We start from the raw sequence: 25608 nt of genomic DNA on the forward strand, positions 1-25608 counted from the left end.
AAGTGTATTGGCTAAGATAAACCGCCAGGCCACGTTGCAGTACATCACCTCCATATCAAGACAGAAGATTCGCCGAGTGAACAATCAGCCTGCCTTAATCCGTCGATCCGTGCTTTCCCTATCTGCCTTATACATTTTTCGCATGTTAGGGCTGTTTATGGTTTTGCCTATTCTCATGGTCTTGGGGGAAGATTACGCAGAGGCAACACCTTTTTTACTGGGTATCGCACTGGGCGCATATGGCTTAACCCAATCGTTATTTCAGCTACCGATGGGAATGCTTTCGGATAAGCTAGGCCGTAAGCCGATTATTATCGTCGGCCTTATTTTATTTGCTCTAGGCAGTATTGTTGCAGCATTAGCAGAGTCTGTTTGGGGGCTTATTCTTGGGCGTGCGCTACAAGGAGCGGGGGCAATTGCGGCGGCGACCATGGCTCTACTTACCGATCTGACGCCTGATGAACACCGTACGAAAGCCATGGCCGCTATAGGGGTTTCTATTGGAATTGCTTTTGCTGTGGCACTGGTATTAGGGCCCGTTATTTCAGGTTTTGCGGGATTGTCGGGGGTATTTTGGTTTACCTCTATTTTGGCGATGGTGGGTTTGTTTATTGTTGTTGTTTTAGTACCGTCGCCCGATTCGACTTTTGCCAGCCGCGATACTATTCCTACCTCTACGTTGTTGACGACAGTATTGAGTAATGCGGAACTCCATCGTTTGAACTTTGGTGTTTTTGCACTGCACTGTTTGCTCACGGTAATGTTTGTAGCAATTCCTGGCTTACTACTTGACGGGCTAGATATTGACGTTAAGCATCATTGGTGGGTGTATTTACCTATGCTGGCGTCAGCATTTATTGTTATGGTGCCGTTAGTCATCATTGCGGAAAAACAGCGTAAGATAAAAGGCGTATTTTTAGGTGCAGTTGCAACCGTCGTCGCTGCTCAGCCTCTATTGGGTTGGAGTTTCAGTCTACCTTGGATTGCCGTTGCCGTTTTATGGGTGTTTTTTGTGGCCTTTAATGTCTTAGAGGCAACATTGCCCTCCTTAATGAGTAAATTGGCACCGATAGGCACCAAAGGTACAGCTTCAGGTGTTTATTCCACTTGTCAGTTTTTGGGGGCATTTGCCGGTGGTGTCGTAGGTGGATACTTGCAACAATCTTTCGGCCCGATGGGAGTATTTACCTTTAGTGCCATCATTGGAGGGCTATGGTTAGTCGTTGCCCTACCGATGCGCCCACCCAAGTTTTTAAGCAGTATATTGGTTGCTTTAGGCGACAAAAATTTTGCAGATATTGAGCCTGAACTGAGAAAGTTAGATGGTGTACACGATGTACTATTGAGTACCGAAGAGGCGACAGCGTATTTGAAAGTAGACTCAAAAGTTTTTAATCGAAATAGCTTGCAAACGTTAGGGCTTCGTTAATTATTTTGAGTGAAAGCATGTGGCCGCAAGGCCTTTGTTCGAATGGTTATTTGTATTGTGAAACAGAGTAAATTGATTAGGAGAAGGTTATGGCACGTGGTATCAACAAAGTGATTTTGGTCGGTAATTGCGGCCAAGACCCAGAAACTCGATACATGCCCAGTGGCGGTGCCGTGACAAACATCAGTATTGCGACCAGTGAATCCTGGAAAGATAAGCAAACAGGGCAACCGCAAGAGCGCACAGAATGGCATCGCGTGGTGTTTTTTAACCGCTTGGCGGAAATTGCTGGTGAGTATTTGCGTAAAGGATCGCAGGTTTATATTGAAGGATCATTAAGAACGCGAAAGTGGCAGGACCAGGGCGGTCAAGATCGTTATACGACTGAGATTGTGGCAAATGAAATGCAGATGTTAGGTGGCCGACAAGACGCCGGTTTCAGCCAAGGTGGGGGGCAGTCGTCATACGGTAGTGCGCCTACACAGAATAATCAGTTTGGTGGAAACCCTGGGCAAATGGGTGGGCAACAAGCAGGCTATGCTCAGCAACCTCCAGCACAACCATCTCCAGCACAACAAGCCCCGATGCAGCAACCTCCTGTTCAGCAGCCTCCGGCAACGCAACAAGGAGGCTATCAGCAAGCTCCTGGGCAAAATGCGCCTCAACAGCAACCTCCCCAGCAGCCACAACAACAGCCACCAACGCAAAGTGGAACGCCACAGCAGTCTCCTGGTTTTGATGCGTTTGATGACGACATACCGTTTTAGACTTTGCCTAAACTGCTTTTAGAGAGTGTCTGACCTATACGGCTTTGACCAAACAAAATAAAACCTCGTTACCAATACGAGGTTTTTTTATTCGAATTGAATGCTCGTTCAGCACCAATCCATTTTTTGCTTCTAAACTGCTTACTTTCTTCGCTCGATATACCTTGTAGTATTGAGGTTCGTTGTGGTTTTTTGTAGCGTGATACAGAATCCAATGCGTCTTTGGTGGCTCAGTTTTTCTTAGAGGGTGTCATTTCTTGGCTTTTACAATCATCCTGACCGATAGCACTAATCCGATTGGCCAGGCATTACTCAATCAATTTGAACAGAACTCTTTTCGTGTCATTTTGCCTGCGGAAAAGTCCGTAAATTGGCAAGATGCTCAAAGTGTTGATGAGTATTTTACTGAACACATGCCAGACCTTGTGGTGAACACATTGGGGTGGAGTGATACTGGGGTTGGTGTAAGCGAGGCGAAGTTGCTGGAGCCGGCACTGAATATTGCGGACGTGTGCCGGCGGATCGATGCGGTGCCCATTCAGCTTTCCAGTTATCGTGTTTTTGGTGGAGAAAAGTCAGGATATATCGAGACAGACATTACTGACCCACGAGATAGCGTGGGAGAATTGTTTTTGGATGTTGAGCGAGCGTATGCTGAACTCCCAAAGCACATTATTTTGCGCCTCAGTTGGGTAATGGGTTGGCAGGGAGAAAACTTACTGACTCGATTGCTTAGACCTCTGACAGGCCATGGACAGGCACGTATCAATGCAGAGTGGCGAGGCGCACCCATTACTCATAGTGATATTGCCAGGGTGATCATTGCGATTATTAAGCAAGTTCAATACGGCTCTGAAAACTGGGGAATCTTTCATTACGGCTCAAGTGATGTCTGCACAGAAGATGAGTTTGCCAGGGAAGTTTGTGCTCGGTTAATGGATCGAGATTTACTCAATGGTGACCTGGTGCATGTGGATAGAGCCGAATCAGATCCGGTCAGTGCGGCTGTGGGCTATCGCCGGATAATGGATTGCTTTGGAGTTCAACCTCGCACATGGCACCAAGGGTTGGGGAATATGATCAGTACTTGGCTTGCGGAAAACACGCAGAATCAAGGTGTCGCTTCTTAACGGCTAATGCCGTTTTCTTGCTGTATGCCATCTCATTTACATCATTTCACACTGTAGTTTCGGGCTTCCATGCAGGCACTGAATACTCGATTGTAATGAATGAGTTGTTCTTTGTAGAGTTTGTTCTCTTCGGCTTGTTGGGCGGCTTTGTGGTGTGCCTGTGCTTTGGCGACGTTGACATTGTCTTTGTGCCCCTGGGCTTCACTGGTTGCCCCGATTAATGTGCCTATTCCTGCACCGGCAATAGCACCCTCAAACGTTTGATTATGACTATGCCTACCGTGACGATATTCCATTTGTGAGCCAATAGCTGCACCGATGACTGCGCCAATGATGGTGCCTGCAATGGTATTACCTTTATTTGGGTTGTCTGCAATAGCCACTTTTACAGGGCCGGATTTCGGCTTTTTCAATGCAAGTGGGTCAATATCGCTGTTCTTTTTGGCCCATTGATAACAATCGTATCGATCTTTTTCCAGTTGCTCGGGTGACTGTCCTTCCGATGGGTAAATGAATAGTCGTGTATAGGCCTTGTTGGGGCTGGCTTCTGCGCTTGTAGTCGATACGACAGAGAGGAAAAGTATGGGCAAGATACTTAACAAGTAGAAGACTTTTGGGTTGTATCGACGCATGTTTCTCTCCTTGCTCTTCATATGATTTGTGTATTTTTCAATGAAGCGCTTCCAACACTCTATATGAATAATTTAGGTTACTTAGTGGTGTAACCCCTTCCCTCTAAGCAGGCTGCCATTGCTCGATGGTAGTTACCTCGCTCATTTCTTGGCGAATTGGATTCGCTTGGATCAAAGCCGGTTTGCTCAAAAGCCCAGCGATGGCACTGGTATCGATCAAACTCTGTTTGTTCTTCATCCTGGCCTTTAGCGGGATAGATCACCAAGTCGTTGCCTTCGTAGTCCTCCTCATCATAATCGTCATAGTCATCTTCATCAGAAAAGTAGCGGTCGCCATCATCGGGAGATTCCACGACAACATACTCTGTACCGTCTTTGCGATAATAAGTGTCATTAACGTGGTAATACACGGCTGAGCCAATGGCAAGTGTCACGAAGCCTGCTGGTAAGTAGCCCACTCTTGCACCAATGGGAGCGGATACCACAAAGTAACTGCTGCCTCTGGAGCGATAAAACATGCCGCTATGGTAAAAGTAGGAATGACCGTGGTAGCGAATACGCCGATAGCCTGTGGGTAAATAAGAAATGGTGTATCCGTGGGGGTGGTAATGGTGGGTATAAAAGCGATTATATCGGCGGTGGTGTCGATTATAGTGCTGAGCTGCGGTATAGGCACTGTATCGGCGGTAATTGTTATAGTGGCGTGTAATTGGGCGATTGATACGACGATGAGCTCGATTGTTAGAGTTATTAATGGCGCGACGCTGAACGATTCTTCCATAATCGTTGCGAGAGTTAACACGGCGTACACGGTTGGTGTGCCGAGCCGTATTCGATGCCCTGCCGGCCTCTCGACGATGACGTTCAGCCCGGTTTGACGAGCGGCTCTCTTGTCGCTGAACCTCTTGAATTGTTCTTTGGTGTTTGCGATCACCGAGGTCGCCAAAATTAATAGAAGCTTGCACTGATGCAGATACGAGACATGCCGATATCAATGCTGCGATTGCTGATATGGTCGTGAAATACGTGACAGAACCGTTCATTGTATGGCCTCCGTTCTATTTTATGCATATGCCGCTAATATCGCCTGATGTAGATTCACTGAAATTAAGTGTAAGAACGGCGTAATTCGTTTTGGTGATAGAAAGTGTTTTTTAGTGTATGCATGTCAACTGAATAGAACCTGAGCGTTAAATGTACGAGATAAAGGTGCTCTTGAGAAAGGCCGATGTTTTCTGGGTTTGAATTGGAGGGATGCCAGCTATTGAGAAAAGGGGAGATATCCAAGCACTCCACTTGTAAAGCAGAGTACTTGGAAAGATAGTACGAGGAGAAATTACTCGGAAAAGGAAACTCAGAAATAATGATGTAAAGAGCTTAAGGCTTACATACTATTCATAGCGTTGAAAAACCAACGTGGCATTAGTGCCGCCAAAACCAAAGCTATTAGACATGGCTCGTTGAATGTCCACATCATCTTTACGCTCGGTGACAACCGGCATACCTTCGGCGCCCGCATCCAAATTTTCGATGTTGGCGGAGGCGCAGACAAATCGGTGCTTCATCATTAGTAGACTATAAATGGCTTCTTGTACGCCTGTGGCGCCCAACGAATGCCCGGTTAACGATTTGGTAGAGCTAATCAATGGGCTATTGGTGCCGAAGACTTCTCTCATAGCATTCAATTCTTGAATGTCTCCGGCAGGGGTAGAAGTACCATGGGAATTGATATAGTCAATCTCTCCTTCGACCGTTGCCATGGCTTGTCTCATGCAGCGCACCGCGCCTTCACCCGACGGTGCAACCATGTCGTAACCATCCGATGTGGCACCATAACCGACTAACTCAGCGTAAATGGTGGCACCACGTGCTTTGGCGTGCTCCAGCTCCTCAAGTACTAAACAGCCACCACCTCCGGCAATCACAAAGCCATCGCGATCAGCATCGTAGGCACGAGAGGCTTTTTCTGGCGTCTCGTTATATTTACTCGACAATGCACCCATGGCATCGAACAGGCAAGATTGACTCCAGTGCTCTTCTTCACCACCGCCAGCAAAGACGATGTCTTGCTTACCCAATTGAATTAACTCCATAGCATTACCAACACAGTGAGCGCTGGTAGCGCAGGCAGAGGAGATTGAGTAGTTCACACCTTTGATTTTGAAGGGAGTGGCCAGGCAAGCGGAAGTGGTACTGCTCATCGTCTGGGTAACACGATAGGGCCCGACGCGCTTGATTCCACGATCCCGTAGGACATCCGCAGATTCCACCAGGTTTTTTGATGATGCGCCACCGGAGCCCATAATGATTCCAGTGCGATCATTAGAGACTTGAGACTCTTCAAGACCAGCATCTTTGATAGCTTGCTCCATTGAGAGATAGGCATAGGCGGCCGCTTCACCCATGAAACGCAGTGTTTTGCGATCAATGTGGTCTTTCAAGTCTAGATCGACGCTACCGGAAATATGACTGCGAAAGCCCATTTCTTTGTAGGTCTCATTAAATCGAATACCGGAACGCCCCTCTTTGAGAGCGTCCAATACAGTGTCTAGATCGTTACCCAAGCAAGAGACAATTCCCATACCGGTAACAACAACCCGTTTCATAAGCAACCTCTATTTATCAGTGCCCTCATATTGAGCACTTGTTTTGACTGATTTCTGTGGTAGTGACACTTTTGGTTCGTGGCTCTGGTGTTTACAAAGCTATCACAGGGTTTAAGTATTATTATTTCAACCAATTGCGTACAATTTTTGTCTAATTCAATGCAGATGGGCGAATAATTCTCGACTTCATCGACAGGAGTCAGTCACGCAGCAAAATAAGCGCCTGCTTAACCAAGATGAGACATCGCTAAAGGGAAATTGTTGCATAGATTTGAAAGTTATGTGTGAAAGGCAAAAGAATTTTGGCCCAGAAGGAGCAAATGGTGTCCGACTTACCTAACAAACCTGTTGAAAATTGATGCTATAGGAAACTCAAGGGAGGGTATGCCTAGCCAGTAGTCGTTTACCGACCCTTGATATTACTATGCCTTATACCCGGCAAAAGTTACAGATAACCAGGCTTTTATAAAGCAACAACTAGAAAGAGCTGGTGTCAGTAAAAAGACCAACACGTAAGTCTTTTGCGGTATAAATTTCTTTTCCGTCCACAGCAACGGAGCCGTCTGCAATTCCCATCACCAACTTTCTTTCGATAACACGCTTTAAGTGGATATGGTATGTCACTTTCTTTGCTGTAGGGAGAATTTGGCCGGTAAATTTGACTTCTCCGGAGCCAAGTGCCCTACCTCGCCCTGGGTTACCTTTCCAGCCCAGATAAAAGCCAACAAGTTGCCACATGGCATCTAAGCCTAAACAGCCAGGCATCACAGGGTCCCCAGGGAAGTGGCACTCAAAAAACCACAAGTCAGGGTGAACATCGAGTTCCGCAATAATTTCGCCTTTGTCGAATGCGCCGCCCTCGGTTGAGATATGAGTAATGCGATCCAGCATCAGCATATTCGGAATCGGCAATTTTGCATTGCCTGGCCCAAATAGCTTGCCATGCCCACATTCGATGAGTTCGTCGCGCTCATAAGCGCTTTTCGGTACGAAAGCATTCATACACTGACCCTAGCAGTTATTGATGTTGACGACACGACAAATTCAATTAAAGACTCTTTTAAGGACCCTTAATTCGAAAATTGCGCTATGCCGCAAAGGTGGCACATTCTAACGGTTACCGTGTACATGTCTAGAGTGACTGGCATGAGACTTGCGGCTAATAGACCAGTGAACGGTTCTCATTTATAAGCTGGTAATTGTGAAAGAGGCCAAAAAGGAGGTGATCATCTAGAAAAAGAAGAGTAATTGTCTAAAGAGGTCAACATTTTCCCTGCGACAAATTCTCAAATTAGAAGTCCATCATGTAATTCACATGAATTGTATAGAACTTGTGGTAAGGTCGCTGCTTATACGCAATCTAATGAAATCTATCTAGGGTTTGTCTACCTTTATGTTATGAGAACTCTAAAAATGGGTCCAGAATTCTAAAAAAGTGTAGATTTTCGTCTACCGTCGACGTTTTGGGGTGTGTCAATTGCTTTGCCATAATTTGTCTTGTCGCTATGGTTCAATCAACATAGATCTAATTGACAACATAGATCTAATTGACAACATAGATCCAACAGGCATTCTAGATGCACATTTGCACCTATCTGGGGCGGGTATATATCCGTCATTATCGTGCGATCCCACTCATTTCGTCACGTTCAAAACATCCGTTAATTCTTACTCCCACTCGAAAACAATATTGCTAACAGATACTCAGCTATTCAATACACAGCCAATCAAAAGGATGATGAAATGATCAAAAAGTGTCTCTTCCCTGTTGCCGGATACGGTACTCGATTCCTACCAGCGACAAAGTCAATGCCGAAAGAAATGTTACCGGTGGTGAATAAGCCATTGGTTCAGTATGGCGTCGAAGAGTCGATTGAAGCCGGTTTAACAGAAATTGGGTTGGTAACAGGCCGTGGTAAACGTGCTATTACGGATCACTTTGATGTTAACTACGAGCTTGAACATCAAATTGCGGGCACATCAAAAGAAGAGTTTTTGTCCAGCATTCGTGGGGTTATGGATAAAGCGCAATTTTCTATGACTCGCCAGCAAGAGATGCGAGGTTTAGGTGATGCCATTTTAAACGGCAAGCGCCTAATTGGTGATGAGCCTTTTGGTGTCGTCCTGTCTGATGACTTGTGTTTGTCTGAGGAAGAAGGCGTATTAGCGCAAATGGTGAAGCTCTACCGTCAATTCCGATGCAGCATTGTTGCCATTCAAGAAGTGCCTGAAGATCAAATTCATAAATTTGGTGTGATTGCTGGTGAAAAGTTGAAAGAGGGAATCTTCCAAGTTACCGACATGGTGGAAAAGCCAGCAAAAGAAGACGCGCCCAGCAACTTAGCCATCATCGGCCGTTATATTTTGACACCAGATATTTTTGAAATTATCGAAAACACCCCGCCTGGGAAAAATGGTGAAGTGCAATTAACCGATGCGTTGTTGCATCAAGCCAAGTCTGGGTGTGTATTGGCTTACAAATTTAAAGGCACACGTTTTGACTGTGGTAGCGTTGACGGTTTTGTTGAAGCGACCAACTATGTGTACAACAACATCTACAAAAAAGGACAGGCGTAGTAATGAGCGATAATGGCGCTGAAGAGATGAACAACGAGATCACATGTTTTAAAGCGTATGATATTCGTGGTCGTGTACCCGACCAGCTCAATGAAGACGTGGCCTATCGAATTGGGAGAGCGTTTGCCCATTTCTTGGAGGCGAAAAAAGTGGTTGTCGGGCACGATATTCGTTTAACCAGTCCATCGCTAACCGATGCCTTAATGCGTGGTATTACCGATGCTGGGTCTGATGTGCTTCACATTGGCCAATGTGGCACAGAAGAAGTTTATTTTGCGACTTTTGATAACGATGTGGATGGCGGAATTTGCGTGACAGCGAGCCATAATCCTATGGACTACAACGGGATGAAGCTGGTACGCCGTGGCTCTCGTCCCATTAGTGGTGATACTGGCTTGTTTGATATTAAAGCCATGGCTGAAGCGGGAGAATTTCCTGAGCCGACGTCCACAGGTTCTGTCCAGACATTAAATAGTCGTGAAGCTTACGTCGAGCATTTGATGAACTATATCGATGTGTCTGCATTGAAACCGTTGAAGGTTGTGGTGAATGCGGGAAATGGTGGGGCCGGAGCCGTCATTGATGCGATGGAATCTCAGTTACCACTAGACTTTGTGAAAGTGCATCATGAGGCCGATGGCAATTTCCCTAATGGCATTCCGAATCCATTATTGCCGGAAAACCGAGGCGCCACGATTGATGCCGTAGTAAGCGCCAAGGCCGATTTTGGTATCGCATGGGATGGCGACTTTGATCGGTGCTTCTTCTTTGATGAAAATGGTCGGTTTATTGAGGGGTATTATTTGGTGGGGTTGTTGGCGGAAGCCTTCCTTGCAAAAAACCCAGGTGCCAAGATTGTTCACGACCCTCGCTTAACTTGGAATACCCGCGCAACCGTTGAATCGGCGGGCGGGGCTCCTATTCAAAGCAAAACCGGACATGCCTTTATTAAAGAGCGTATGCGCAGTGAAGATGCCGTCTACGGTGGTGAAATGAGTGCGCATCATTATTTCCGTGATTTTGCCTATTGCGACAGTGGCATGATTCCATGGCTACTTGTGGCAGAACTGATTTCGGTGAAAGGCAAATCGCTGTCTCAGTTGGTGGATGACTGCATGGCGGCTTATCCGTGCAGTGGGGAAATCAACAGTACGGTTGACGATGCCAAAGCAGTGATTGCCAAAGCAGAGGCTCAGTACGCCGAAGGTGCGGAACACATTGATCATACTGACGGACTTTCCGTTGAGTATCCAGAGTGGCGTTTCAACCTTCGTATGTCGAATACAGAGCCTGTGATTCGTTTGAATGTGGAATCCAAAGGGGATGTACCTTTAATGGAAGCAAAACGAGATGAGTTATTGGCGTTGATTCGAGCCTAAACGCCTCTCTTTATTTTGTTCCTTTTAGATATTGATACCTATAGAAAAAGCCTCTGTTCGAAAGACAGGGGCTTTTTTGTTCGATCTTATTCTTTCCGTTTATGAGTTAGATTTCTGGGCTGGGAGTTTGTGTAAGTCGACAGAGGTAGATTGTGGTTGCGGTGCCAATACTTGTCAGCATGACGATGGCCCATACACTGCCAACAAGCCACATGGATAATCCAAGAGTGAGCCACAAAAAGAAAATAGCGCGGTTACGAACGGTTGCTGTAATCCCCAGCCCTGCTTCCCATCGTGTGATGATCGGCCCGAAAATTCGATGTTGAGACAGCCAGTGATGGAATCGTTCGCTGGAGCGGGCAAAGCACCACGACGCGAGCAAGATAAAAGGCGTTGTTGGGAGTAGTGGTAAAAATATTCCCGCAACACCGAGTACCAAAGCGACCCACCCGCCAGTAAGCAATAAAAAACGTTTTGTTGCTGAGGATGAATGAGCCATACCTTGGTGTTCTTGTGTCATAGCATACAAGCCAAAGCCGAGATTAAAGGCTGCCTTTATTCACGAGTTCAACCAATGCTTTGGTGGAGCCGTCCCAGTTTTCAGGCAGTGGCTCACCGGTTAACGCTGGGTAGACTTTTGCGCCTAATTGTTTGCCGAGCTCGACACCCCATTGGTCGTAAGGGTTGAGCCCCCACAGTGTGCCCAAACAAAATACTTTGTGTTCGTACAACGCAATCAGTGCACCCAATGACTCAGGGTTGAGCTGTTCCAGTAGTAATGTATTGCTTGGACGATTGCCCGGAATCACTTTATGGGGTGCTAAGGTCTCAGCATCGCTCGCGCTTGCTCCGCCATCGAGCAGTTCTTTCGTCGCCGTTTCCAATGACTTACCGGTAAGTAATGCTTGGCTTTGGGCGATGCAGTTGGACATCAGGTGGGTGTGGTGGCCATCCAGCGGGCTCATTGGCTTAACGCTGCCAATAAAGTCAACCAAGACACCTTGCGTACCTTGATGCAGCAATTGATGGAAAGAGTGTTGGCCGTTGGTGCCTTCGGTACCCCACAAAACCAATCCAGTATGGTGTTTTAGCGGCTGGCCGTTACGATCAACTTGTTTGCCCAAACTTTCCATGTCCAATTGCTGCAAATAGGCTGGTAAACGGCTCATGCGTTGGGCATAGGGAAGAATCGCTTGGTTGTTGTATCCCCAACAGGCGCTGTACCAGAAGGTAATTAAGGCCATCAGCATTGGCATATTGCTTTCGATGGGCGCTTCTGCGAAATGCTGATCCATGGCATTCGCGCCTTTCAGTAAAGATTGGAAACCGTCCATGCCGATGGCAATGGCAATGGGTAGCCCAATGGCTGACCACAATGAATAACGGCCACCTACCCAGTCCCACATTGGGAAAATATTTTGCTCGGCAATACCAAATTCAACGGCAGCTTTAATGTTGCTGCTGACAGCAACGAAGTGTTTGTGTAAGTCTGCTTCTGCACATCCACCTTGCATCACCCATTCTCGTGCAGCCAAGGCATTCTCCCGGGTTTCTAAGGTTGAGAACGACTTTGACGCAACAATGAACAAGGTGGTTTCTGGGTTCAGCGTTTTCACCACATCGCTTAAGTCGGCGCCATCGATGTTTGCTACAAAGTGGACTTGTGGTGATGCTTTCTTTACATCCGCCAAGGCAGTCACGACCATGCGAGGCCCTAGGTCTGAACCGCCAATTCCAATATTGACCACGTCGGTGATGGGTTTGCCAGACTGACCTAGCCACTCGCCATCGTGCAATGAGCGAACAAACGGGCTCATTTTTTCTAAGGTTTCGGCAACCACTTCTTGCTCTGGCGTGCTTGGAGCACCCTGAAAGCGCAATGCGGTATGCAGAGCGGGTCTATTTTCGGTGTTGTTTACAATGTCGCCTCCCAACAAGCCTGCAACGGCTTCGGGTAACTTGGCCTCTTTGGCGATGTTGGTTAACAATCCGAGAGTTTCGGCAGTGAGGTGGTTTTTGGAATAATCCAAGTACAAGCCTGCGGCTTGCAGAGAAAAGTCTTGTGTTCGAGTGGGAGCACTAACAAACAGCTCCGCGAGAGTGGTTTGCCATTGCTCTTTATGGCTCAGTAATTGGCTCCAGCTCGGGTACGTATAGGTATCGCCAGTAATCTGCATGCGATGATTGCCTCTTGCTTAATTAGTCTTATTCCAATGCGCGCCTTGGGGCGGCAACGAATCCTCTGCAAGTCTTTTTATTTTTATTCAATCCCAGTAAGGGTGTTTTTCACTGAGATTGTTGATGGCGCATAAAGCTGCGCTCTTATTGTTGAAGTTAGTGATTGAGCTTTTCCGGGTTTTACTTTGTAGCCCTGATTATTAATGATTCCGGCCAATGGCAAAGTGAGCTAAATCGATCAACGCTTTTTTATAAATGCTGTCCGGTAAGATCGACAGTTGCTCAATGGCGGATTCAGAGTGCCCGGCTGCTTTTTTCTTCGTGTAGGAAAGCGCACCGCTTGAGTTTACTATGTTTACGATGTCAGATAGATGATCAAGGCCGCCGTTTCGGATGCTTGAAGCAATGATTTCACGGTCTTTCTCGCTGCTGTGCTTCATAGCAAAGATCAAAGGCAATGTTGGTTTGCCTTCGGCAAGGTCGTCACCGACGTTTTTACCCAGCGTTTCTGCATCACCTTCGTAGTCTAGGGCATCATCAATGAGCTGGAAGGCGAGTCCAAGGTGATATCCGTATTGTTTTAATGCGTGTTGAACTTCCGTTGAGCCGCTGGCGATCACGCCCGCGCATTGGCCGGCGGCTTCAAAAAGGGCGGCGGTTTTTTTATGAATCACCGAAAAGTAACTGTCTTCTCCTACGGAAGGGTCTTTCGCATTGACCAGTTGCTGCACTTCACCTTCTGAAATCAAATTCGTGGTATCGGCAAGAATGTTCATGATTTCCATCTTGCCGATTTTGACCATCATTTGAAATGCACGGGAATATAGAAAATCACCGACCAAAACGCTTGGGGCATTCCCCCAGTTGGCGTTGGCTGTTGGGCGTCCGCGACGTAACTCCGACATATCCACCACATCATCATGTAATAAAGTAGCGGTATGAATGAATTCGATAATGGCGGCCAACTCTAGGTGCTGTTGGTGTTTGTAACCCAGCGCTTTAGCACCAAGCAAAACGATAAGGGGTCTTAGTCGTTTGCCGCCAGCTTCTACCAAATATTGGCCAATGTTTTCTACTAACCCTACGTCGGAATGCAATTGGTCGATAATGAGTTGGTTTACAGCGGAGAAGTCATCAGCAACGACTTGATGAAAAGGCAGCATTTAAGAGTGGTCCTGTCAAAAAATTTGCCTGCATCCTAGGAGTGTCCATGGTGCAGGTCAAGGTAGCAATGGATTCTAAACGGCCAAACATTGCAGTTTTAGTGGCTTCGCACTTGTGACTTAGGGGTATTTTACGTACAATCGCCGCCCAATTTAAATACGGTTCAAGTTTTGGTGGTAGCACTGAATAGTCTTTGTTACCTAAAAGGCCTGAAAAAATATCTTTTTTCATTACGGCCTACTTCGTACCGTCCAATCCATTATATTGGAGCGCATTGCTAATGTACGCAGTTTTTGCAAGCGGTGGTAAGCAGCACCGTGTAACGGAAGGCGAAGTCCTGAAGTTAGAAAAAATTGAAGTCGCTACTGGCGAATCTGTTGAATTCGATCAAGTGTTGTTGGTTGCTAACGGTGACGATGTCAAAGTTGGTGCCCCTTTGGTTGATGGTGCTAAAGTGACCGCAGAAGTGGTTAACCACGGCCGTGCTGACAAGGTGAAAATCATCAAGTTCAAGCGTCGTAAGCACCACATGAAGCGTCAAGGTCACCGTCAGTGGTACACCGAAGTTAAAATCACTGGAATTCAAGGTTAATTTGGGAAAGAGGTAATACTCATGGCTCACAAAAAAGCTGGTGGTAGTACACGTAACGGTCGCGACTCAGAAAGTAAACGCCTTGGTGTTAAGCGCTTTGGCGGCGAAGTAGTTGCGGCAGGTAACATTCTTGTTCGTCAACGTGGTACCAAGTTCCACGCAGGCGTTAACGTCGGTATCGGCAAAGATCATACTCTTTTCGCGAAGTCTGAAGGCGTCGTGAAGTTTGAGGTCAAAGGCCCGCAAAACCGTAAATTCGTCAGCATTGTTTCTGCCTAAGTTCTCTGAACGATAGCAGACAACGCAAAACGAATATCAGCACTTAGTGTTGGCGAAAAGCCCCATCATGATTCATGGTGGGGCTTTTTCGTTGTCTAGGGAACTCCGAGTAAAATTTCCCGTACAATAGGCGACAAATGCATCTATACAATTTATAGATGTGATATCAACTACACCATATTAAACACACAGCGTCGCCGCTGTTCGCAAGTGGTAGGAGCATAAAGTGAAATTTGTTGATGAAGCCCCCATCCATGTAGAAGCCGGTAACGGAGGCAAGGGTTGTATGAGCTTCCGACGTGAAAAATTCATCGCCAAAGGTGGCCCAGATGGCGGCGATGGCGGCGATGGCGGCAGCGTTTTTTTAGAGGCCGACAACAACCTCAATACGTTAGTCGATTATCGATATCAACGTAATTACCGAGCCCAGAACGGTGAGCCGGGTCGCTCTCGTGATTGTCGAGGGGCAAAGGGTGAGGATTTGATTTTGAGAGTGCCGGTTGGAACATCCATTTTAGATGAAGATACTGAGGAAGTGCTCGGGGATCTGACCGAAAATGGCCAGCGTTTACAAGTGGCACAAGGTGGCTTTCATGGTTTGGGTAACACTCGTTTTAAATCCAGTGTGAATCGTGCTCCGCGCCAGACAACCCCAGGTAGTGAAGGCGAAATGCGTAACTTAAAGTTGGAACTTAAAGTTCTGGCGGATGTAGGTTTACTCGGCTTACCCAATGCGGGCAAATCCACTTTCATTCGTGCGGTGTCTGCGGCAAAGCCGCGTGTAGCCGATTACCCTTTTACAACCCTTGTACCCAACTTGGGGGTGGTGAAAGTGCATGATCACAGAAGCTTCGTTATTGCGGATATTCCCGGTGTAATTGAAGGCGCTGCTGAAGGGGCGGGTTTGGGTATTCGCTTTATGAAGCATTTAACCCGTTGCCGTTTGTTGTTGCATTTGGTGGATATGAACCCGTTTGATGGTTCTGATCCGGCAGAGAATGTGCGTGCTATTGCCGATGAGTTGGAAAAATTTAGCCCCACATTGGCCACTCGTGAGCGCTGGTTGGTACTGAACAAAACCGATTTGTTGCCGCCCGATGAGCTTGAAGAAAAATGCCAAGCCGTGATTGATGCATTGAACTGGGAAGGCCCTGTTTATCGTGTTTCGGCAATCAGTAAGCAAGGTACGCAAACCGTCGCCGAAGAAGTACTACATCACTTAGAGAGCCTCTGGGATGCGGAACAAGAAGATCCAGAACTTGTCGAGCAAGAGAACCAGATTCAATCATTGATGCAGCAAGAAGCGCGTGAGCGAATTGAAGAACTTCGAACACAGGCCCGAGCGAAGCGCAAAGGTGAGCAGGATGACGACGATTGGGATGACGATGACTACGATGTAGAGGTGGTTTACGCCCAATAGACTCTCTTTTTAGACTCTCTTTTCTTGTTGAATTATGGGTGATCACACAGATTGCCCAGCTGTCTTTGAGTGATACCCCCAATGAACCAACGTGAACAATTCTTTTCTGCTACTGCCAAGCCCCGTCGTTGGGTGGTGAAAATCGGCAGCTCATTGTTAACCGACAACGGACGTACGTTGGATGTCCCGGCCATCAATGGCTGGGTGACTCAAATGGCTCAACTTCGTCAACAGGGTATTGAAGTAGTTTTAGTGTCTTCAGGAGCCGTGGCGGCGGGTATGTCTCAATTGGGGTGGAAAGAACGCCCAGACCGCATTCATGAACTTCAGGCCGCTGCCGCTGTAGGTCAAATGGGGCTTGTTCAAACCTACCAGCAAGCGTTTCATCGCTACCAACTGCATGCCGCCCAAATCCTTCTCGATCACGATGATATGTCCAACAGAACTCGCTATCTCAATGCGCGTTCTACGTTAAAAACGTTGCTATCCCTCGGAGTAATTCCAGTAGTCAATGAGAACGACACCGTGGTCACCGATGAGATACGCTTCGGGGATAACGATACTCTAGCTGCACTGGTCACTAATCTGGTTGAAGCAGAGCTGCTGGTTATATTGACCGATCAACCGGGTATGTATAACGACGATCCACGTTCTAATCCTGAAGCAACGTTAATCAATGAAATATCCAGCCAATCACCAGAGTTAGACCGTATGGCGGGTGATGGTGGGCGCCTTGGGCGCGGTGGAATGATTACCAAGGTGCGTGCCGCTCGATTGGCAGCACGCTCTGGTGCCCATTCGATTATCGTTGGTGGCAAGTTGGATAATGTTCTCGGTCGACTTTTAGAAGGTGAATCTCTGGGTACGCTTATGGTGGCAGACCAACAACCCCAGCAAGCTCGTAAACATTGGTTAGCGGGACAGCTACAAATGCGCGGGACATTAACGCTAGATGCCGGCGCGGTGAGTGTGTTACGCGATAAAGGCACCAGTTTATTAGCCGTAGGGGTTCGAGAATGTCATGGGGATTTCCATCGTGGTGACATGGTGGTGTGTATCGATACCAACGGTGATGAAGTTGCGCGAGGTCTGGTCAATTATTCTGCTGAAGAAGTTCGATTGATCCAAGGGGCTTCAACGGAGTCGATTCGAGAGCGCTTAGGGTACAAAGATCAAGATGAGCTGATCCATCGCGATAACTTGGTGTTAGTGTAAAGCGTGTTGATCTAAAAATAGATTCTATAAGTCATGGTTCGGGAGTGGTTTTGAGTATTTTTAAAGAGCACATCGTAGCGATGGGGGCGTATTCCCCACCGTTGAAAGGGCGTAATCCGATTGATTACACGTTGCTGGATTTTAACGAACGTACTATTCCGGTAGCCGAACCTATCAAGCAGGCCATGATTGCGTTTATTAACAGTGACCGCCTACAAACCTACCCAGCATATGGCGATATCACGGCTCAATTGGCATCTTATTGTGATGTGAATGAAAGCCAAGTGATGATCACCAACGGCTCTGATCATGGTATTGAGTTAACGATTCGTGGTGTTTGCTGCGAAGGCAGTGAGGCAATTATTCCTGGCCCCAGTTTTCCCATGTACCACCAAGTGGCGGGTGTGGAAGGTATGGTTATTCATGAACCGCTTTACACGCGCGAATCTGGTTACCCAGTTCAACAGGTGAAGGCACTGATCAATGACAACACCAAGTTGATTGTGGTTTCCAACCCCAACAATCCTTCAGGTACATTGACGACACGAGAGGTAATTATTGAGCTCGCTAACGCTGCACCTCAGGCGGCGATTCTGGTGGATGAGTGCTATTTTGAATATACCCAAGTGAGTATGAGCGACTGTGTTGAAGAATACCCGAACATCGTCATTACGCGTACATTTTCTAAAACTTGGGGGCTTCCATCGGTGCGTTTTGGCTATGTCATTGCGGCGGAAAAAAATATTCAGGCATTGTTAAATGTGCGTGGCCCTTATGACATTAATCAGTTGGCGGTAGTCGCGGCCGAAGCGGCGTTACGTCATCCTGAATACACAGAGCAGTATGTAGCAGAAGTGATGAACGTGAGTAAACCAATGATGGAATCATTTCTCGAAGAACATCAGATTCAATTTTGGCCAACAGCCGCCAATTTTGTGTGGATTTTCCCCGATAGAGCTCAGATGCTCAATGACGCATTACGCGCCGAAGGCATTCTTGTGCGCCCCAAAGCGGATACAGATGGAAAGATTGGGTTGCGCATTACTCTTGGAACTCAGATTCAGACTCAGCGTTTGATCGCAGTAATGAAGCACTTTTTTGAAGGTTAAGGAACACAATCGTTAAACCATGTATATTTTTTCAGTAACAGCTAAAGCCAAAACCGCCATTCATGGATTCGAAGCCGGACACGAAGCTCCCTTTATCGTTTATATCGATTTCAAGGACTTGATCGGAGCAGAGCAGCTCGCACGATTGTTTGTGATGAAAGAAGGTTTTTATGAAGTGGTGATTGAAAAGCGGCGACGGCTCACCAAAGATAAAGTCATTCGGCTTAAGCGCAAAGATCAGCAAATCAAAGAAGCGCTGGAAACAGGCTATGCCATTCAGTTATTCGATGAGCATTGACTGTCATCGGGAAGAACGCTCGGGTTGTTCAGAAGTTTCCAGATTAGCTGAACAACCTTTTAAACGCTTCGGTTAATTTAACCAGGTTGCAGGTTTTGCTTAGGGCAAGGCTTTCGACCAGCTCGCCTGCTGTGTCTTCAACATAAAGTTCGTATCCTGCGCCATCTTCTTGGGATGATTGAGTAAGGGTGGCGCAGCTTTTATCGTAAATAACCCAGTCAGGTTGTAGGTTTTCATTAATATCTAAGCGCTCACTCAGGCTTTCTGCCGTAATAATATTGGCGAAAATTTGTAAGTGAACGGTAAGCTCTTCTCGACGTTGTTTATCAGCACTGGCGATCAGAATGGTTTTTTGACTGCTGTCGCGCTCAGCAATGGCGCGATTTCGCCCAGATGTTTTGGCAACGTACAAATTTTTGTCGGCTCTCTCAATTAATTCTCCGAGTTTGACTTCTTCATTTTGATTAAGGCTGGCAATCCCAATGCTTACCGTAACATGTGCTGCTGTGGTGGACTTTGCGTGGGGCATTCCTTGTGTTTCCAACTCATTGAGCAGCTTTTCCGCCACCTCCAATGCCTGATAACGGTTGCTGTCACTGAGCAGAACAATAAACTCTTCGCCACCATAACGGGCAAACAAATCGGTTTTGCGATTAAAAATTTTGCTGATGCAGTTGCCCACCATTTTCAAACATTGATCCCCCTCCACATGCCCATAAAAGTCGTTGTAGAGTTTAAAGTGGTCGACATCCATCATCATGACACTGACAGGTTTGTTGAAGCGCTTGGACAGCTGAACAACCTCCTCAGCCTTTTGAGAAAACATACGGCGATTGTACAGCCCGGTGAGTTCATCTTTCGTACTGAGATAAGAGAGTTTCTCGTTTAACTCACCTAGCTCATTGTGAATTACCACCAGACGCTGCATGGCAATCAACTTGGCTTCCAGTAGAGTAGGAGAAATCGGTTTAGTTAAGTAATCGTCGCCACCCGCACGAATGCCTTCCAGTACCTTCTCATCACCTTCGTTCCCCGTAGCAAATACAATCGGCAGCCACCGATAATTAAGCGCTTCTCGCATGAGGTGAGTCGTCTCAAATCCGTCTAACCCTGGCATGTCTACATCCATGATGACCATGTCAAAATCGGTAAGTCCGATCATTTGAAGGGCTTCTTCTCCAGAGTGAGCAATAATCGGCTCGTGTCCGAGCTTGGAGATCATGTTGATCATGCCTGCTCGGATAGTGGCGCTGTCTTCTACAATCAATATTTTCATGCACGTCGAGAGGATTGGCTTGGTTAATTCAAGTCCGATTTCAGAGTCCTTAGCTTGGTCTAATTTTCGAGGTCATAGTCAATACCATAGCTAAAAAATGCGATGACTGTTGAGAGCAAGCCCTAAAGTTGGTAATTGTTTGGCGATATTGAGTGATGAATATCTCTAATGGAGAGGGTTATTGAAAAGAAGAACACTCAAGAATGCTTAGTACGGTCATGCATCAATAAAAAAGCCGGCATAAAGCCGGCCTTGAAAGGATTGATAATGCTTATTTTTACAGGTTAATTGTTTAACCTTTTTATTTCTTGAACCAGCGTTTAAAAAAGTCACGCCATGGTGACTGCAGCTCAAGATTGACTATAACCGGGTTGTGATCGGAGCTGCGATAAGGGCCGATGGCGGTGAAATCAATTGCATCGCCATTGGCGCCATTGTTGAAACGCAAGGCTTGGTGATATTGCAATTGGTATAATTCTGACGCATTGATATCCCAGTTAGTCGCATCTACAACGCGCTCTGCAGCAGAAGGCGAGAGCAGAACGTGGTCCAGTGAGCCAACTTGATCGGTGTCGTAGTAGTAGTACGAGTAAGTGGATGCTTCTACCAAGTCTTGCGAATTAACATAACCGTAATTTTTAGATACAGCGACAGCTTCACCATTATCCAACTCTGTATTAGCGGCAGTCATTATTTCGTAACCGCGTGTAGTAGGATCATAATCGGTTAAGATGGAGATGGGATCTTCCTTGCTGTAAGCGTTGAAGTCACCTAATAAAACCACATTTTTAGGCAATCTCATGGACTCTAAGGCTTCACCCAGCTTCACTACAGAGGAAACGCGATAGGAATTACATCCCCCTTGAGCAGACTCAATATCGGTAGGCATATTGTCTTCGATACAACGTGGGCGCTTGCTACGTAAGTGGCTCACTGCAACAGCAACTTTATTCCCAGACGATTTATGCAAGAAGTTTTGGATGACACTTGGACGCGAGAGCACGAGGTAACCATCATTATCTTGGATTGGCATTTCAACACTTTGCATACGACCCCAAGGAATCACCACGCGAGGCTTGTAGATAATTGCATTAAATACAGCATCGGTACCGGTCAGTTCAGTGTTAAATGTCCAGATGTAACGGTACGCTTTGTAGCCTGCCGCTGCATTCAACGCTTTCACTAAATCGCGGATGGCACTGTCTTTGCCAAAGCCATCGTTTTCCATTTCCATCAAACCAACGATATCGGCATCCATATCCAGCAAGGCACGAACAATGCGCGCTTTTTGCAGTTCAAACTGCTCGGCAGATCGTGCACCACGGTTTTCTTCATAGTCGAAGGTAATGCTGCCATCGTCCAACACTTCACCGTTGAAGTAGTTCAAGACATTGAAGCTGGCAATGCTTAAGTTACCTGGTATCAAATCAGGCACTAAGTCCCTTGAAGATAAGATAGAGAAAGATTCTTTAGTTGGATTGATGCGGTAGCTGCCGAAGCTGAAATTCAATGGGCCAGTGGCGGATACTGAATCACCAACGCGAGGAGCATTGTCGTAATTTAATCCATCAAATTCAGGGGTTGAGAAGAAATTGATGGTCTCTGGGTAGTTACCTGAAGCATTGTCTTCGATAACCAAAATATTGGTATCGGCATTCTGTTCTGCTTCTAAGAACGACGTGCTCAGTGGTGCACCCACATCAGAGGGGGTGTATTTTACCGAATCACTCACTCGTATTTCGCCGTATTTGGTGAAATCGTCCAGTGAGTAGACGGTGGCATCTGTTACGGTGGCGACCATGCCTTCGATAGATTCAAGGTCAAGAAGACCTTCGTAAGGCATTGGAATTTGCACAGCGGCAATGTTTTCGTCACTTTCGCCACAAGAGAGGCTGGCCGTGGAACGGATTTGACTGTTGCCGTAAAACTCGGTTGGAGCGCCTAATACTCGGGCGACCTCGCCAACAGCGACCGCTGAGCTATCGCCGAAGACAAAAATACCTTCAGACGTTGCACTGTCCATATCGCTATCGCTGGGCTCTTCTTGAATAAAGAAGCCATTATTGCGAATGCCGGTCACAATCCCCTCTACAACGACGGTATCTGTTGAGGTGACTTCTCTGCCAGCGCCTTGGATAGTGCTGATTAGCGTTGCTTCATCATTACACGTACCAATCACCACGGTGTTGCCATTGTCGTCATCCCCATCACCGGGCGTGGCATCTAGGGTGAAGGTCGCGACTGGCATCACAGCAGTGCTGCCCTCATTGTTACTCGCGCCATCCCACACATTGGTGCCACTAAACAGCCAGTGACTGCTATCAAAGGTTCCACCATTGGCGTTTTGACCACTCAAGCGGTAAGCCCAGCCGTCTAGGTGATCCCAGCTCTGGCCACTACCATCCACATTAATGTCACCAAAAACATCAATGACGGATCCGTTCTTGAATAATTCAATGGCATCGTCACCGTTGATGGCTGCAGCAGAAGAGGTATAGGCGATATCTGGAGTAAAGCCGAAAAATTCTTCAAAGGCTGCATCTTCGCTGGTGACATAAATATAAGAACCAGCGCTCACGCTAATGGCTGGGAAGGTGAATTCTTCACCATCGGACCCGCCACCGTTATTTGCAGAGCCAACGCCATATTGGCTTAAATCGTTAATGTCCTCGGTAACATAGAGTTCCACACCTTTAGGAACGCCACCGGGTAGAGTGCCATCAAACACACCACTAATAACCATGTCAGCACTGGCTGTCATACTGGTTAGCAACACCGGTGCTGTCCACAACCATTTTTTCATCATCATTTCCTATTTGTTATGTAACGGGTTTTAAACATTAAATTATTTGCTAATGCATTTGAGTTCGAATCAGGTGAAGACGTTGCGGTTTATTGTCTTTTCGATCTCTATTGTTATTTTCTGTTTATTTTTCGGTCTAAAAATTGAAATACCTGATTATTGGGTTAATTTAAGGCATATTTGTGTCAATTTTATGAGGGCGGTGAAGAAATTTGTGACAGACTAATGATTTTTAGAATAATTGATATTTTTTGAGATTAAATTTGGCATTTGATAATTTCTAATTAACTGGAAAAGATTTTTCCACGCCATTAAATTATTTAACCGATGGCTATTATTAAAAAGGTAATAGACTGAATCAGTTTTAATAAGTGTTAATTAAAACGCAGCAATGGAATTTGTTTAGATTTTATCGGGAGTGCTTGAATACCAATGACTTAAATGTTAATTAATCGTACGCTTATTTACAGAAAAGCAAACATTTATTGTCATACGTTTCTTGGAGTTGAAAAATGAAAACAAGGATTTTTCGTATTAAATCTATTGTCGGTTGTATTATTTCATGTGTACTTTTGTTGTCAGTAGCAGCCAGTGCATTTGCCGTAAGAGAAGAAGGTTTTCTTGAATTGGATAACGGCAACCGTTTACATTACATATCAAAAGGAAAGAAAGGGGCACCGCTGGTATTGTTTATTCACGGCGCGCCTGAGCGTGCAGAAGTTTGGGAAGAATATTTAAGCTATTTTGGACATTATTACTACTCTGTGGCGTACACTTCTCGTGGTTATTTTCCATCCTCGATTCCTCAAGGTGTAGAAGAATACACCACCGATAAATTGGCTGAAGATGCGGTCGCGGTCGCGGCGAAACTTGGTTACGACTCGTTTACACTGGTTGGACATGACTGGGGGGCTTCCACAGTATGGCAGGTTGCCATTCGTTTCCCTGAAAAAGTGGAGCGTATGGTAACCATGGCGACGCCCCATCCGATTGTTTACACGCGGGGTTATCATGAAAGTGAAGCTCACGCAGCAGCGCTAGATGGGTATATTCCACTTATCCGCAATGGTCTTGTACCTTGGACTGTTGAAGGCGTTCTCAGTGATAACGTGGCGTTTTTTAAAGAATATGTTTATTCGGAGCGCTCTCTCAATCGTGTACCTTGGGCATTGGGTATTGATTTAGAAGAAACCTGGAGATTTAACGATGGGGAAAGCTTAGAAGCGCTTTTTAATCATTATCGAGCATTAAATTGGCCGCTGGCTTATATTCCTAATTGTTCTGTTATTCCGGATCCGAACTATGTGATCAAACAACCTGTGTTGATGGTGTATGGTGAAAAAGATCGATTTGTTTCGTCTGAAGTATATGACTTGCCCAATAATGATTGTACACCCAACATTCAGTATCTCTCTTATCCAAAAGGAGGTCACTTTATTCAGCATGAATATAAGTGGTCTATCATGGCGCAAATGAAAGCTTTCTTTGAAGAAACGCAACAATAAGAAAAGAAGATTGAGGGAAATAAAAAAGGGCGATTATCGCCCTTTTTTATTTTTTAGTACTGGTTTAATTTTGATTTGTTTCGCTTACTTTGTATTGAATGAATTCCGCTTAATCGTTATTTAATGTAAGACCCTAAGTAATAACTCACAATCGCGTCTAGGGCATTTTTTTCTTTCAATAAACGTAACCGATCGTTCACAAAAATACGAAGTGTTTCAGGGGTGTCTTTAGACATCATAATGGTCAGTGGTGTTGCGTAATTCAGTGATTGTCCCATCAGAGTCACGTTGTTAATATTTTGATTATTAACCAAATATTGCATTCGGGGTAAATTGCCAAGATAAAAATCGGCGCGGCCACGCTGTAATGCTTCTATCGCGTCCACTTGACTTTTAACCTCCAAAATTGTCGCCCCTCGGTTAGATAAATTCCCCAAAAGTGCCCCGTATTGATAACCCTGAATAACGCTAATGACTTTTCCCGTAAGGTCACTGGCTGGCGCTGTTTTTCCTTTCAAATACACCAAGCTGTATTCGTAATTGAGGATATCTGTGCTGGCTAAAAACTGGCCGCCCCAGTCAGGGTCATTCTCCCAGCTTCGTAAGCCATAGGTGATCCAGTTATCCAGTTTCTCTTCGTACGTATCTCGTTTGATACGAGCAATAGGGCGAGTTCTTGGGAGTATGGTGTAATCACTGCCATTAAAGATGGCGAAAATGACTTCTGAGATAATTCCCCCTGGGGGTAGGTCTTCAGAGGCAGGAGATATTTGTATGGGGGCTCCTGTGGTGTCATACACAAGGTATTGCAGAGTCAGTGGGTCTAATGATTCCTCAAAAAATGGAATGGCATTTGTGGATGGCGTTAGGAATAACAGTAATAACAGACAAAAAGTGAAAGTGCTGCGTTTGAAAATTGAGCAATTGTCAGCATGCATAAAAATTACACTAAACTCATGTGGGTGGATCAATGTTTGTTTGGTTTCAATACATCCAGAGAAGATCGGGCGTACCGGTACATCCGATTTAGCGCCAAGATTACCAGAAAAGGTTGCTTATGTGACGATTAATCACGGCATTAGAGGAAACCTTTGTCTACTTTCTCCGCAAATACATGGGGTTATTGGCATATAAGGTAGTTTTTATGTTCGTTGGTTTTGTTTTCGCCCTGCTTATCTCTATATATTATATAAAGAGTGCATCTTTAGACGCCTTTTTTAGAAGTCCATTTCTTAACGAATCTCTTAGT

General features: G+C 46.0%; 23 protein-coding genes. 12 read left to right on the forward strand and 11 right to left on the reverse strand.

Annotation, left to right across the window (positions count from 1 at the left end; genetic code table 11):
• Window positions 1–7: 7 nt before the first annotated feature.
• From LU351_RS02035 to LU351_RS02045, 3 genes are all read left to right on the forward strand, one after another.
• Window positions 8–1429 carry an MFS transporter gene (locus LU351_RS02035; RefSeq protein WP_232592335.1) on the forward strand — a complete coding sequence of 474 codons (1422 nt, stop codon included), beginning with the start codon at window positions 8–10 and terminating at the stop codon, window positions 1427–1429.
• A gap of 89 nt (window positions 1430–1518) precedes the next feature.
• A complete protein-coding gene (ssb, locus tag LU351_RS02040) occupies window positions 1519–2196 on the forward strand; it encodes a single-stranded DNA-binding protein (RefSeq protein WP_232592336.1) in 678 nt (225 codons plus the stop codon).
• Between the two features lie 257 nt (window positions 2197–2453).
• The gene (locus tag LU351_RS02045; RefSeq protein WP_232592337.1) at window positions 2454–3326 is read left to right on the forward strand and encodes a sugar nucleotide-binding protein; all 873 of its coding nucleotides are present in this window, start codon (window positions 2454–2456) and stop codon (window positions 3324–3326) included.
• 41 nt (window positions 3327–3367) lie between these two features.
• Here the strand turns inward: LU351_RS02045 and LU351_RS02050 are convergent, their stop codons facing one another.
• From LU351_RS02050 to fabA, 4 genes are all read right to left on the reverse strand, one after another.
• Window positions 3368–3958 carry a glycine zipper family protein gene (locus tag LU351_RS02050; protein ID WP_232592338.1) on the reverse strand — a complete coding sequence of 197 codons (591 nt, stop codon included), beginning with the start codon at window positions 3956–3958 and terminating at the stop codon, window positions 3368–3370.
• Between the two features lie 77 nt (window positions 3959–4035).
• Complete coding sequence (locus LU351_RS02055) at window positions 4036–5001, reverse strand: DUF6515 family protein (RefSeq protein WP_232592339.1); 966 nt, start codon at window positions 4999–5001, stop codon at window positions 4036–4038.
• Window positions 5002–5349: 348 nt separating this feature from the next.
• Window positions 5350–6564, reverse strand: a complete 1215-nt coding sequence (fabB, locus tag LU351_RS02060; protein ID WP_232592340.1) for a beta-ketoacyl-ACP synthase I — start codon at window positions 6562–6564, stop codon at window positions 5350–5352.
• Window positions 6565–7041: 477 nt separating this feature from the next.
• Window positions 7042–7566: a 3-hydroxyacyl-[acyl-carrier-protein] dehydratase FabA gene (gene fabA, locus LU351_RS02065; protein ID WP_232592341.1), complete on the reverse strand. Its 525-nt coding sequence runs from the start codon at window positions 7564–7566 to the stop codon at window positions 7042–7044.
• Window positions 7567–8307: 741 nt separating this feature from the next.
• Between fabA and galU the strand changes: the two genes are divergently transcribed.
• Window positions 8308–9141, forward strand: coding sequence for a UTP--glucose-1-phosphate uridylyltransferase GalU (gene galU, locus LU351_RS02070; RefSeq protein WP_232592342.1), 834 nt, complete (start codon window positions 8308–8310; stop codon window positions 9139–9141).
• 26 nt (window positions 9142–9167) lie between these two features.
• Window positions 9168–10520 (forward strand): phosphohexomutase domain-containing protein, encoded by a 1353-nt coding sequence (locus tag LU351_RS02075; protein ID WP_232592400.1) that lies wholly within the window; start codon window positions 9168–9170, stop codon window positions 10518–10520.
• 106 nt (window positions 10521–10626) lie between these two features.
• Here LU351_RS02075 and LU351_RS02080 read toward each other — a convergent pair whose 3' ends face one another.
• The 4 genes from LU351_RS02080 to LU351_RS02095 form a co-directional block, all read right to left on the reverse strand.
• The gene (locus tag LU351_RS02080) at window positions 10627–11019 is read right to left on the reverse strand and encodes a YbaN family protein (RefSeq protein ID WP_232592343.1); all 393 of its coding nucleotides are present in this window, start codon (window positions 11017–11019) and stop codon (window positions 10627–10629) included.
• A gap of 43 nt (window positions 11020–11062) precedes the next feature.
• Window positions 11063–12697, reverse strand: a complete 1635-nt coding sequence (gene pgi / locus LU351_RS02085; RefSeq protein WP_232592344.1) for a glucose-6-phosphate isomerase — start codon at window positions 12695–12697, stop codon at window positions 11063–11065.
• Window positions 12698–12898: 201 nt separating this feature from the next.
• Window positions 12899–13861 (reverse strand): polyprenyl synthetase family protein, encoded by a 963-nt coding sequence (locus LU351_RS02090; RefSeq protein WP_232592345.1) that lies wholly within the window; start codon window positions 13859–13861, stop codon window positions 12899–12901.
• Window positions 13833–14093 carry a hypothetical protein gene (locus LU351_RS02095; protein ID WP_232592346.1) on the reverse strand — a complete coding sequence of 87 codons (261 nt, stop codon included), beginning with the start codon at window positions 14091–14093 and terminating at the stop codon, window positions 13833–13835. Before LU351_RS02095 ends, LU351_RS02090 begins: the two co-directional genes overlap by 29 nt.
• 49 nt (window positions 14094–14142) lie before the next feature.
• Here LU351_RS02095 and rplU point away from each other — a divergent pair, with 49 nt between their 5' ends.
• From rplU to LU351_RS02125, 6 genes are all read left to right on the forward strand, one after another.
• Window positions 14143–14454 carry a 50S ribosomal protein L21 gene (gene rplU / locus LU351_RS02100; RefSeq protein WP_232592347.1) on the forward strand — a complete coding sequence of 104 codons (312 nt, stop codon included), beginning with the start codon at window positions 14143–14145 and terminating at the stop codon, window positions 14452–14454.
• Between the two features lie 21 nt (window positions 14455–14475).
• Window positions 14476–14733 (forward strand): 50S ribosomal protein L27, encoded by a 258-nt coding sequence (gene rpmA, locus LU351_RS02105; RefSeq protein WP_232592348.1) that lies wholly within the window; start codon window positions 14476–14478, stop codon window positions 14731–14733.
• 226 nt (window positions 14734–14959) lie between these two features.
• Window positions 14960–16153, forward strand: coding sequence for an Obg family GTPase CgtA (gene cgtA, locus LU351_RS02110; RefSeq protein ID WP_232592349.1), 1194 nt, complete (start codon window positions 14960–14962; stop codon window positions 16151–16153).
• An 81-nt stretch (window positions 16154–16234) separates the two neighbouring features.
• A complete protein-coding gene (proB, locus tag LU351_RS02115; RefSeq protein WP_232592350.1) occupies window positions 16235–17368 on the forward strand; it encodes a glutamate 5-kinase in 1134 nt (377 codons plus the stop codon).
• 50 nt (window positions 17369–17418) lie between these two features.
• Window positions 17419–18477: a pyridoxal phosphate-dependent aminotransferase gene (locus LU351_RS02120; RefSeq protein WP_232592351.1), complete on the forward strand. Its 1059-nt coding sequence runs from the start codon at window positions 17419–17421 to the stop codon at window positions 18475–18477.
• Between the two features lie 19 nt (window positions 18478–18496).
• Window positions 18497–18775: a hypothetical protein gene (locus tag LU351_RS02125; protein ID WP_232592352.1), complete on the forward strand. Its 279-nt coding sequence runs from the start codon at window positions 18497–18499 to the stop codon at window positions 18773–18775.
• A 43-nt stretch (window positions 18776–18818) separates the two neighbouring features.
• Here the strand turns inward: LU351_RS02125 and LU351_RS02130 are convergent, their stop codons facing one another.
• Together LU351_RS02130 and LU351_RS02135 are read right to left on the reverse strand one after the other, a co-directional pair.
• On the reverse strand, window positions 18819–20051 hold the full coding sequence (locus LU351_RS02130; RefSeq protein ID WP_232592353.1) for a GGDEF domain-containing response regulator: 1233 nt from the start codon (window positions 20049–20051) through the stop codon (window positions 18819–18821).
• A 301-nt stretch (window positions 20052–20352) separates the two neighbouring features.
• Window positions 20353–22854 (reverse strand): ExeM/NucH family extracellular endonuclease, encoded by a 2502-nt coding sequence (locus LU351_RS02135; RefSeq protein WP_232592354.1) that lies wholly within the window; start codon window positions 22852–22854, stop codon window positions 20353–20355.
• Window positions 22855–23366: 512 nt separating this feature from the next.
• Between LU351_RS02135 and LU351_RS02140 the strand changes: the two genes are divergently transcribed.
• Window positions 23367–24359, forward strand: a complete 993-nt coding sequence (locus LU351_RS02140) for an alpha/beta fold hydrolase (protein ID WP_232592355.1) — start codon at window positions 23367–23369, stop codon at window positions 24357–24359.
• Window positions 24360–24475: 116 nt separating this feature from the next.
• Here LU351_RS02140 and LU351_RS02145 read toward each other — a convergent pair whose 3' ends face one another.
• Window positions 24476–25297, reverse strand: a complete 822-nt coding sequence (locus LU351_RS02145) for a substrate-binding periplasmic protein (protein WP_232592356.1) — start codon at window positions 25295–25297, stop codon at window positions 24476–24478.
• Window positions 25298–25608: the final 311 nt, after the last annotated feature.

The organism is Marinibactrum halimedae (genome assembly GCF_021234875.1).
GTDB lineage: Bacteria > Pseudomonadota > Gammaproteobacteria > Pseudomonadales > Cellvibrionaceae > Marinibactrum > Marinibactrum halimedae.

Coding starts and splice junctions, on each gene's coding strand:
- ssb (WP_232592336.1), top strand. CDS start 1,519: ATGGCACGTGGTATCAACAAAGTGATTTTGGTCGGTAATTGCGGCCAA.
- LU351_RS02050 (WP_232592338.1), bottom strand. CDS start 3,958: ATGCGTCGATACAACCCAAAAGTCTTCTACTTGTTAAGTATCTTGCCC.
- LU351_RS02055 (WP_232592339.1), bottom strand. CDS start 5,001: ATGAACGGTTCTGTCACGTATTTCACGACCATATCAGCAATCGCAGCA.
- fabB (WP_232592340.1), bottom strand. CDS start 6,564: ATGAAACGGGTTGTTGTTACCGGTATGGGAATTGTCTCTTGCTTGGGT.
- fabA (WP_232592341.1), bottom strand. CDS start 7,566: ATGAATGCTTTCGTACCGAAAAGCGCTTATGAGCGCGACGAACTCATC.
- galU (WP_232592342.1), top strand. CDS start 8,308: ATGATCAAAAAGTGTCTCTTCCCTGTTGCCGGATACGGTACTCGATTC.
- LU351_RS02075 (WP_232592400.1), top strand. CDS start 9,168: ATGAACAACGAGATCACATGTTTTAAAGCGTATGATATTCGTGGTCGT.
- LU351_RS02080 (WP_232592343.1), bottom strand. CDS start 11,019: ATGGCTCATTCATCCTCAGCAACAAAACGTTTTTTATTGCTTACTGGC.
- pgi (WP_232592344.1), bottom strand. CDS start 12,697: ATGCAGATTACTGGCGATACCTATACGTACCCGAGCTGGAGCCAATTA.
- LU351_RS02090 (WP_232592345.1), bottom strand. CDS start 13,861: ATGCTGCCTTTTCATCAAGTCGTTGCTGATGACTTCTCCGCTGTAAAC.
- LU351_RS02095 (WP_232592346.1), bottom strand. CDS start 14,093: ATGAAAAAAGATATTTTTTCAGGCCTTTTAGGTAACAAAGACTATTCA.
- rplU (WP_232592347.1), top strand. CDS start 14,143: ATGTACGCAGTTTTTGCAAGCGGTGGTAAGCAGCACCGTGTAACGGAA.
- rpmA (WP_232592348.1), top strand. CDS start 14,476: ATGGCTCACAAAAAAGCTGGTGGTAGTACACGTAACGGTCGCGACTCA.
- proB (WP_232592350.1), top strand. CDS start 16,235: ATGAACCAACGTGAACAATTCTTTTCTGCTACTGCCAAGCCCCGTCGT.
- LU351_RS02125 (WP_232592352.1), top strand. CDS start 18,497: ATGTATATTTTTTCAGTAACAGCTAAAGCCAAAACCGCCATTCATGGA.
- LU351_RS02130 (WP_232592353.1), bottom strand. CDS start 20,051: ATGAAAATATTGATTGTAGAAGACAGCGCCACTATCCGAGCAGGCATG.
- LU351_RS02135 (WP_232592354.1), bottom strand. CDS start 22,854: ATGAAAAAATGGTTGTGGACAGCACCGGTGTTGCTAACCAGTATGACA.
- LU351_RS02140 (WP_232592355.1), top strand. CDS start 23,367: ATGAAAACAAGGATTTTTCGTATTAAATCTATTGTCGGTTGTATTATT.
- LU351_RS02145 (WP_232592356.1), bottom strand. CDS start 25,297: ATGCATGCTGACAATTGCTCAATTTTCAAACGCAGCACTTTCACTTTT.